An 8,206-nucleotide genomic window follows, 5' to 3' on the forward strand; every position below is an offset into this window, starting at 1 on the left:
ACGGTGAAAGGCGTCAACTTCGTCGATCTGATCGACGCGGGCGACCCTGTGGAACAGGCGCGCGCCTATGACGCCGCCGGTGCCGATGAACTCTGCTTCCTCGACATCAAAGCCACCCACGAAAACCGCGGCACCATGTATGATCTGGCCACCCGCACGGCCGAGCAATGCTTCATGCCGCTCACCATCGGAGGCGGGGTACGCAGCCCGGAAGACGTGCGCGACCTGTTGTTGGCGGGGGCTGACAAGGTCAGCTTCAACTCGGCCGCCGTAGCTGACCCAGACGTGATCGCACGCTCTGCTGATCGTTTCGGCAGCCAGTGCATCGTGGTTGCCATCGACGCCAAGACCATTGGCCATGACGCAGACGGCAATCCCAACAAATGGGGCATCTTCACCCATGGCGGGCGCAAACCGGCGTTGGATAAAGACGGCAACCCCATTGATGCGGTCGAATTTGCCAAACTGATGGAACAGAAGGGCGCAGGCGAAATTCTGTTGACCTCAATGGACCGCGACGGCACCCGCGCAGGCTTCAACCTGCCTCTGACCCGCGCCATTTCGGACGCCGTGCATGTGCCGGTCATCGCCTCAGGCGGGGTTGGCAATCTGGACCACCTTGTCGAAGGCGTGACCGAAGGCGGGGCAAGCGCCGTGCTGGCGGCATCCATCTTCCACTTTGGCGACTACACCATCCGCGAGGCCAAGGAACACATGGCCGCCGCTGGCATCCCGATGAGGCTGACATGAGCATCCTGACCCAACTGGCCGCCACCATCGAGGCGCGCAAAGCCGCAGATCCCGACAGCAGCTGGACCGCCAAACTGCTGGCCAAAGGCCCGGAAAAATGCGCCGAGAAGTTCGGGGAAGAAGCCATCGAGGCCATTATCGCCGCCGCGAAAAACGACCGTGAGAACCTGACCTACGAGGCCGCGGACGTACTCTATCACCTTCTGGTCATGCTCGCCGCCCGCGATGTGGCGCTTGAGGACGTTCTGGCCGAACTGGAACGTCGGGAAGGCACCTCAGGCATCGCAGAAAAAGCCGCGCGCCAGCCCTAAGCCCCCATCCTCTTGCACTAAATACCTTGGGGGAGCGCCAAATCACTGATTTGGTGCGGGGGCAAAGCCCCCTATCCCACCAGTTCCGCCAAAGCTCCCGCACCAATCAGGCGTGGATATTCGATCGCCGGGCAGCGATCCTCGACCACTTCAATCCCGAGCGCTTCGGCCTTGGCCCGCGCGGGCGCGTTGAAAATCTCCAACTGCATCCAGACCGTGCGCAGGTTCGGCAGATGTGCCAGCGCCTCGTCCACAAGCGGCTCAATCGCTTCAGAGCGGCGGAACAGGTCGATCATGTCCGTCTCTTCCGGCAGATCCGCAATCGACGCGACGACCGTCTCGCCAAACATCTCTTGCCCGGCCAATCCGGGGTTTACACCAATCACACGATAGCCTTTCTCGGTCAGAAAACGGGCAACGCGATACGATGCGCGCTCGGGCTTGTGCGACAGGCCCACAAGGCCGATCACGCGGGTCGAGGTCAGGATGGTACGAAGGCGGGTGTCGATATCTGTCTGGGTCATACCGCCCAGCTAAGCACCACCGCACAGATTTCCAAGCCCACAATAGAAAAAGCGCCCGAGGGGAGTATTTCCTCGGGCGCAGTTGGTGGAACGAGGGACAGTGAATGAGGTTTCAGGCGTTCCACAGCCTGGCCTCTGTTATTCAGATATGATGGCGGGGCGGAATTGGAAGGGCTGGTAATACACTTGTGATCCACCCGTCAGACATCAGCCCTCAAGAATACCCGGCCAATTCGCGTTGCCTTTGGCGATATTGCCGGGAATGTCCTGCGACCACAGCTCGCGCGCACGCAGGCTGAAATTCAGGTAAAGCTTGTCGTCATAGACGGTCCAGGCCTCGGGCACGGTGGGGGCGATATAGCCTTTGCTGGCCGCATAGGCGCAGTAGCCACCGAATTGCGGGGCGTATTTGGCGGGATCGGCCGCGAACATGTCGCGGGTCTCGGCGCTGGAAAACAAGACCGTCGCACCTTCATAGTCCAACGAGAACTCGGCCACGCCCGGCGTCGGTGCACCCTTGGTGAAAAACGCCACTGGGTCATGCCCGTCCCACGCGATGTCATCTTCGGCATAGACGGGCGGGTTGGCGGCAAAGGCCGGGCGGGTCAGAAGCGTCGCTCCAACGGGGACAGCGATCAGACCGGACAGTACATGACGGCGGGACAGGGACAGTTTCGACATTGGGACCTCCTATTCGGTTGTCCTTAATCTGCGCTGCCCAGGCGGATATTACAGCCCCACCCACAACAAGGTGATCACCGCGTGAGGCGGGTAGCATAAAGTGCGACTGCCGCCGCGTTTGACACATTGAGCGAGCCAAAATCGCGTGCGAATGGGATCTTCACCAGCGCGTCGCAGGTCGCCTTGGTCTTTTCGCGCAGCCCCGGCCCTTCGGCCCCCATGACCAGTGCAACCGGGCGATCCGGGCGGGCGGCCAGCGCGTCTTCAATGGTCTCGTCTGCCTCACCATCCATGCCAAGGACCACAAAGCCCATGTCACGCAGTTCTTCCATCGCTTCTGCCAGATTGCGCACGCGCAGATAGGGTTGACGTTCAAGCGCGCCCGAAGCCGTCTTGGCCAGCGCGCCCGTCTCCGGGGCTGCCCCATGTTTCGTGCCAACGACTGCACTTGCCCCAAATACCTCGGCCGAGCGCAGAATCGCGCCGACATTATGCGGGTCCGTCACGCGGTCGAGCATGACCACGACAGGCATTTTGCCTTCGCCCCCAATCACGCGACTGGCGAAGTCACCCCAGTTCAGAGGCTTCACTTCAAGCGCCGCGCCCTGGTGGACCGAATTGGGGTCAATCGGGGCCGGAAACTTGCGCGGGTCCGCCATTTCTGGCGTCATACCCGAGGTCTCGATCGCGTCCGCCAGCTTGTCGGATGCGTTCTTCGTTACGATCAACCGCAGCCGCTCGCGATCGGGGTTCATCAGCGCATCACGCACCGCATGCAACCCGAAAAGCCACACGGTTTCAGCCGCCGCCTGACGCTTGTCTTTTTCCTTTTTGACGACCCATTTTGGCTTTTTCATCACGCGATCCGCTGGAAGTTTTTCAAGGCCCGGACAATGCGCCAAGCCTTTCTGAGAGACAAGTGCATTTGGGTGATTTTTCGTATTGACGCGGCCCGCTGCCCGCGATACCTAGCCCCACGTTCAGCGCAGATAGCGCAGGAAAAAGTGGGCGACAGGCCGCAAGGTGTGGCAGGGGACTGTAACTCCCTCGAGGCGACTCACGCTTGGTTCGATTCCAAGGTCGCCCACCATTTTCCAACGTTTTCAAGGGTTTGCTCTCTCCAACGTAAGGGAGAATTGAGCTATGACCCGCACACTTCCCAAGGGCATCTTCAAGCGTGGCAGCGTTTACTCGTTGCGGTACTCTGTACCCACCGAAATCCAATCTGTTGTCGGCAAGAAAGAGATCATTCGATCACTCGGAACGACCGACTTAGCAGAAGCCTTAGCAAACCGATCAGAAGTGCTTGCAGAAATCAAAGCGAACCTCTTTGGGGAACATCAAGTTCGCCCAGCGCCAACTAAAAGACAACAGACAGGAACAACTGTAAGAGAGACAGCCCAACGCTGGTTGTCCGAAAGCGATGGCATCAAGAATGCAACGCGTCACAGATACCGCCGCATCCTAGAGCGATTTGAAGAATTCTCGGGCAACACCGATGTAACCAAGATCAACCGCGCGATGGCGCTGCAGTACATTGATCACCTCAAGGTCACTCCCTCAGAACGCACCGGGAAACCTCTATCTCACCGAAGCTTGTCTACACATCAAATCTGTCTCGCCTCATATTGGCGCGTCTTGGAACATTGGGGACTTGTCGATCAGGATATGAAGAACCCGTTTTCTTCCCTGCTGCGTCGATTGGCAGGTCAAAGTAAAAAAGTGGATCCCCGGCGAAAGAACCTTAGGCCAGTTACCAGAGACGAAGCGGAAGCCCTGCTTAGCTACATCGCCAGCAACAACCGCCTCAAATACCAATTCGAAATGTATGTCACTGTCAGGTTGCTTTGGGTGACCGGATGCAGACTTGGGGAAATCGCGGGGCTTCACCTCCATGACATAGACGATCACGGTGATCATATTCGCTTGTCGATCCGTGAGGCAAAGACTGAGGCCGGAAACCGTCTAGTGATGATCGTTGGTGAAGACGACTGCGAGTTGCTTAGAGGAGCTATAGGACGAGCTAAGATCACTGAGCCTTCATGCCCCGAGAACAAAGGTATCCTTTTCCCTCGCCTACTACGCGGCGGTTATGACAGGTATCTCAGTCACTATCTCGGCAAAGCACTAGAGAAGGCCCGTAAGACCCTCCCTGATAATGATCAGTGGGATATGCACTCATTCCGCCGATCTACTGTTTCAGCTTTGGTAAATGCGGGTGTTGCCAAAGAGGCCAGAAACTTAGCTGTAGGGCATTCTAACAGCGACGACATTGGCTTGTCTGTCTACGCCAAGCGAGGCGACCTCAGTGAGATCGTCAAGATCACCTTCGAGGCGCTTAATGTTGAGCTTGGTGGAGGTCTGAATGCGTCCTTCTGACTCGCAATCTGAGTTGTTTTGAGTTGGGCGTAGAACAGTTCCTGAGAGGGCTAGCCGAACCGCTGGCCCTCCCTTCCCAACCATCAAGAATGTCGAAGTTCCGGTTTAGCTCGCAACTGTATACTCCCGAGCTACTTCCTCATCCATCTGGTAGAGCCAAATACCTGCTGTTCGAAGCTTTTCATAGAATTCAGAATCGTACATTGCCGCATCTAAAAGGTTGTCGGGTGTTGAGCTTTTGACTGCATTCCAAATCAGACGCATCACAAAGAAACCTAGGATGAACCACCACCACCTATCGGTAAAGCTGTAATAGATAGATACGACGAATACTCCCAATGCCAGCCAAGTGAAGAAGTTTGTCGCTGCATTCACGCCTCCTTTCTTTGGCCCGTGACCCGCAGCTACGAGCTTCATTGCCATTTCATTATTCATGCCAAGCTGTAGTTTGCCCTGCTCTCTTAATACCAGCAAATTGGCGTGGTCGATGGACACCTCATCGGTCGAATATGTTTTAGTCACAGTATCTTTCCCTTATTATTTATACTCGAACAGTATTTACCGCTTTAGTTGTATCGCTCAACCGAAAAGGGACGAGTTCTTGGGAGAAAGTCTGCAACTGTATATCGGTGTGTCGCCTCGGCATCTTCCCCCGGCACCCCCATGGGCAAACCTAGGACAAACAACCCATCTTCCTGCCCTGAATACCGCTTTCGAACAGAGTCATACGCAGGTGGTTCGATGAGAAATACTCGCAGTCATTCCTTATAAAACAGATAGTTAAATAGGTGCTTGTCAGGGTTTTGTGCGATTCAGTGAGAAAAGTTACCCTATGGAGACACGCACCAACACTGCCTTAGCCAATAAACCAGCACTATGGAGATGTAGATTCAACGAACCTTCAATTGGTCGCTACTAATTAAGACGTCATATTGAACACAGCACACTCATTGATCGGCTCTGCCTATCCGGCTGAAGTGAATTAACACCTACTACAGAGATGCCGCTTTGACGCCTCTTCAATCAGGCGCGGCAATAAACACCTCATATGAAGAGCGCAAAACTCGCCATTGCCGATCCACTCAGCGAGATCTGAATTTACCCGCCATATGGAGAGACAGCGCATTGCAGCTCCGCTTTCCCATGCGGAATCGCTCTTTTCCTGACCGCTACCCAACGGTCTCTATCCCCTTTTTCAACACCAACTACTTGGAGGCAAGACAACCATGTCCTTATACGAAGCCAGTTTGAAAACCACCGACCCCAAAACAGGGTCCACCCATCTAAACCGACTATTGACCATGCGAGCATCAAATCCTGCTCAGGTCGCACTGAAGGTAGCTGGGTTGGGTCTAACCAAAGACTCCCAAGGTGAACTGATCATCTACCAGTTCTGATCTCACCCAAACCAAACAACGACACGAAGCACATTGAATGCACTGATAGAAACTCTGACGGGGGAGAATGCTTCTCCGCCCTCCCACTCCCTTTGTCCATCTTGCGGAAACCTGTTTCCTTACAGGTCCAATAAGACATACTGCTCTCCCCGTTGTCGCGACCGAGAAAAGAAGCGCAAAGCTAGAGAAATCCAGCCCGTCAACGCTGCTAACAGCATTTCTAAGGCGCAAGATCAGGCAAGAAAGTTTGAGCTAGCGATGAGGATGGCTGAGCGCCTTTACACCATGCCCCCCGGAGAACGGCTGGGTTACCTTGAGACGATCATTCGATTGGCACGAGACGGACACTCGCCTCTCGTTCGAGATATTCTGACAACGCCAAAGCTCATCAAACCAAATCCCAACGATCGATGGCTTTTCTTTAGAAGTTCACCCGGCGTCTACTGCACCATTTCGCAAGCGGCAAATCGCTATACCCTCTGGTCACCTTGGGCTGCACCTATTGCCCTTGTCGTCCGTGGTGAAGTCCCTGAGCCACCCACTGGCGTGATTGAGGAGGATGGGACTACAGATAATGGCCGAGGCTTCCTAAAAAGAAAAAGCGGGGACACCCTAAATAAAGGGGACTTCTCGGACAGGCCCAATGTTCACCCTTGGTATAATTCTGGTGACGAATACCCAAACAAGATCCGCCCCACCACGCCTACACAAGAACTCGCAGTCTGACCCTCTGCGTCACGAGGAAAAGCGGGGACACCCTATATAAAGGGAACCTCACTACCTCCTAAATCCAACTTGAAAAATCCTATCAACTCACCGAGCAAATCGGTGGGACGCTTATCGCTTTGAACGAAAAGGAAATTATTTTGACAAAAACCCAACAACTTCTTCAGTCAGGAAACCTAGCCTTCCTCCATGATTGCTTCGACACATCGCACATAGAGCAAGGCTATCTGACGTGGAAAGAACGTCCCCGACACCACTTCCAGAGTGAAGGAAGATGGAATGCATGGAACGATCAACACGCGGGACGAAAGGTCGGTAAAAACCCGTGCCCTAAGATGCCTCATATCATCGCCGGGATCACTCATCCAGAACTAGGGCGGGTCAGGTTTCTCGTGCACCGCTTGATTTGGCTCTTGGTACATCATGAAGAACCACCAAGGGTCATTGATCACATCAACCGCATTCCATTTGACAATCGCCCATCTAATCTCCGCTCCGTCTCTCACGCTGAAAACATGGCGAACCGCCTCGTTAGCAAAGACTCAAGAAACTCAGGATCAGTTACCAAAACGGAAAAAGGTGATTTCCTTGTCACTTTTGAAGATCCCTCCTCGCCCCCATGGAAACTCAGGTTTCCTGAACGTCTGCTAGCTACATCCGCTCTGAACTACCTGTCATGGCTTCATGATGGACGCGAGGTTTCCTGAGGTGGACCTGATGATGCTGAACGCAGCCATGATCAATTGGATTTTGGTTCGCTCAAAACTTCTTTCGATCCATGCCATTTGTGGGTCCAAGCACAAACAACAAAAGTAACCATGCACCATAAATATACGACAGCAGCACTCTGCTCTTATTTCGCTGAAAAGCCTGACGGTGATTATCTTCCTTCAAATGTCCGACACGAACTTGGTATGAACAACTGCGATTGGCGAACCTATGCCAAACAAGCGTTATACCCCGAGAATTCATACGCCAGACACCAACTTGAGAGGGTTGGAGTTACGATTAGAAGCGGTGGACCCAATCGAAAGACACCAAGTGATGGTGTTCTTCGTCTTTCTGTTTTCACGAAATGTGATGACAAAAAAGCCTAATCTTCCTGTCACCTTTGGTGGTCGCAGTGCAGCCTCTAGGGAGTACCGAAATCAAAAACGGGAAGCCTATGCAGCAGAGAACAAACGTAAGGTTTGCTCGATTTCAAATTGCGACCGTCAACGCTATAACCTTTCAACCTATTGCCTTGATCACAACAAGCGATATCGACGCTATGGTCGGGCAATTGGGAATTTGCCCACCCAAAGTCAACTTCAAGCAATTGAGGGTGCCATTCGAGATTGGTTCGAGGGTGATTATCTAACAACTGATTTTGATCGAAAAAAATTCAAAGCGTCTTGGGGTGTCAAGGGCGGCGCAAAAGTGGGCCAGTAGGGCGGCG

At 54.1% G+C, this 8,206-nt stretch carries 9 protein-coding genes and 1 tRNA gene; 6 read left to right on the forward strand and 4 right to left on the reverse strand.

Annotated elements, in window-relative coordinates; all coding sequences use genetic code 11:
- Nucleotides 1–3: 3 nt before the first annotated feature.
- The gene (gene hisF / locus EOL43_RS15155) at nucleotides 4–750 is read left to right on the forward strand and encodes an imidazole glycerol phosphate synthase subunit HisF (RefSeq protein ID WP_240686573.1); all 747 of its coding nucleotides are present in this window, start codon (nucleotides 4–6) and stop codon (nucleotides 748–750) included.
- Nucleotides 747–1,061, forward strand: coding sequence for a phosphoribosyl-ATP diphosphatase (locus tag EOL43_RS15160; RefSeq protein ID WP_133489759.1), 315 nt, complete (start codon nucleotides 747–749; stop codon nucleotides 1,059–1,061). The genes hisF and EOL43_RS15160 overlap by 4 nt, the downstream gene beginning before the upstream one ends.
- Before the next feature lie 71 nt (nucleotides 1,062–1,132).
- On the opposite strand, the gene EOL43_RS15165 is transcribed toward EOL43_RS15160, so the two are convergent.
- From EOL43_RS15165 to rlmB, 3 genes are all read right to left on the reverse strand, one after another.
- Entirely contained in the window at nucleotides 1,133–1,585 is a 453-nt protein-coding gene (locus EOL43_RS15165) for a CoA-binding protein (RefSeq protein ID WP_133489760.1), read from the reverse strand.
- Nucleotides 1,586–1,792: 207 nt separating this feature from the next.
- A complete protein-coding gene (locus tag EOL43_RS15170; RefSeq protein WP_133489761.1) occupies nucleotides 1,793–2,266 on the reverse strand; it encodes a YHS domain-containing (seleno)protein in 474 nt (157 codons plus the stop codon).
- Between the two features lie 74 nt (nucleotides 2,267–2,340).
- The gene (rlmB, locus tag EOL43_RS15175) at nucleotides 2,341–3,123 is read right to left on the reverse strand and encodes a 23S rRNA (guanosine(2251)-2'-O)-methyltransferase RlmB (protein WP_133489762.1); all 783 of its coding nucleotides are present in this window, start codon (nucleotides 3,121–3,123) and stop codon (nucleotides 2,341–2,343) included.
- Nucleotides 3,124–3,272: 149 nt separating this feature from the next.
- Between rlmB and EOL43_RS15385 the strand changes: the two genes are divergently transcribed.
- Together EOL43_RS15385 and EOL43_RS15180 are read left to right on the forward strand one after the other, a co-directional pair.
- Nucleotides 3,273–3,356, forward strand: a tRNA-Tyr gene (locus EOL43_RS15385).
- 53 nt (nucleotides 3,357–3,409) lie between these two features.
- Nucleotides 3,410–4,645, forward strand: a complete 1,236-nt coding sequence (locus EOL43_RS15180; protein WP_133489763.1) for a DUF6538 domain-containing protein — start codon at nucleotides 3,410–3,412, stop codon at nucleotides 4,643–4,645.
- Nucleotides 4,646–4,750: 105 nt separating this feature from the next.
- Here EOL43_RS15180 and EOL43_RS15185 read toward each other — a convergent pair whose 3' ends face one another.
- Nucleotides 4,751–5,167: a hypothetical protein gene (locus EOL43_RS15185; RefSeq protein ID WP_133489764.1), complete on the reverse strand. Its 417-nt coding sequence runs from the start codon at nucleotides 5,165–5,167 to the stop codon at nucleotides 4,751–4,753.
- Between the two features lie 1,936 nt (nucleotides 5,168–7,103).
- Between EOL43_RS15185 and EOL43_RS15650 the strand changes: the two genes are divergently transcribed.
- A complete protein-coding gene (locus EOL43_RS15650) occupies nucleotides 7,104–7,475 on the forward strand; it encodes an HNH endonuclease signature motif containing protein (RefSeq protein ID WP_371734360.1) in 372 nt (123 codons plus the stop codon).
- A gap of 232 nt (nucleotides 7,476–7,707) precedes the next feature.
- A complete protein-coding gene (locus EOL43_RS15195; protein WP_133489766.1) occupies nucleotides 7,708–8,199 on the forward strand; it encodes a hypothetical protein in 492 nt (163 codons plus the stop codon).
- The last annotated feature ends 7 nt before the right edge of the window (nucleotides 8,200–8,206 follow it).

Source organism: Aliiroseovarius marinus, from assembly GCF_004360145.1.
GTDB lineage: Bacteria > Pseudomonadota > Alphaproteobacteria > Rhodobacterales > Rhodobacteraceae > Aliiroseovarius > Aliiroseovarius marinus.

What these genes read in the sequence shown, in the direction of transcription:
- EOL43_RS15170 (WP_133489761.1), bottom strand. Translation starts at nt 2,266, where the DNA reads ATGTCGAAACTGTCCCTGTCCCGCCGTCATGTACTGTCCGGTCTGATC.
- rlmB (WP_133489762.1), bottom strand. Translation starts at nt 3,123, where the DNA reads ATGAAAAAGCCAAAATGGGTCGTCAAAAAGGAAAAAGACAAGCGTCAG.
- EOL43_RS15195 (WP_133489766.1), top strand. Translation starts at nt 7,708, where the DNA reads ATGCCAAACAAGCGTTATACCCCGAGAATTCATACGCCAGACACCAAC.
- EOL43_RS15165 (WP_133489760.1), bottom strand. Translation starts at nt 1,585, where the DNA reads ATGACCCAGACAGATATCGACACCCGCCTTCGTACCATCCTGACCTCG.
- EOL43_RS15180 (WP_133489763.1), top strand. Translation starts at nt 3,410, where the DNA reads ATGACCCGCACACTTCCCAAGGGCATCTTCAAGCGTGGCAGCGTTTAC.
- EOL43_RS15160 (WP_133489759.1), top strand. Translation starts at nt 747, where the DNA reads ATGAGCATCCTGACCCAACTGGCCGCCACCATCGAGGCGCGCAAAGCC.
- EOL43_RS15650 (WP_371734360.1), top strand. Translation starts at nt 7,104, where the DNA reads ATGCCTCATATCATCGCCGGGATCACTCATCCAGAACTAGGGCGGGTC.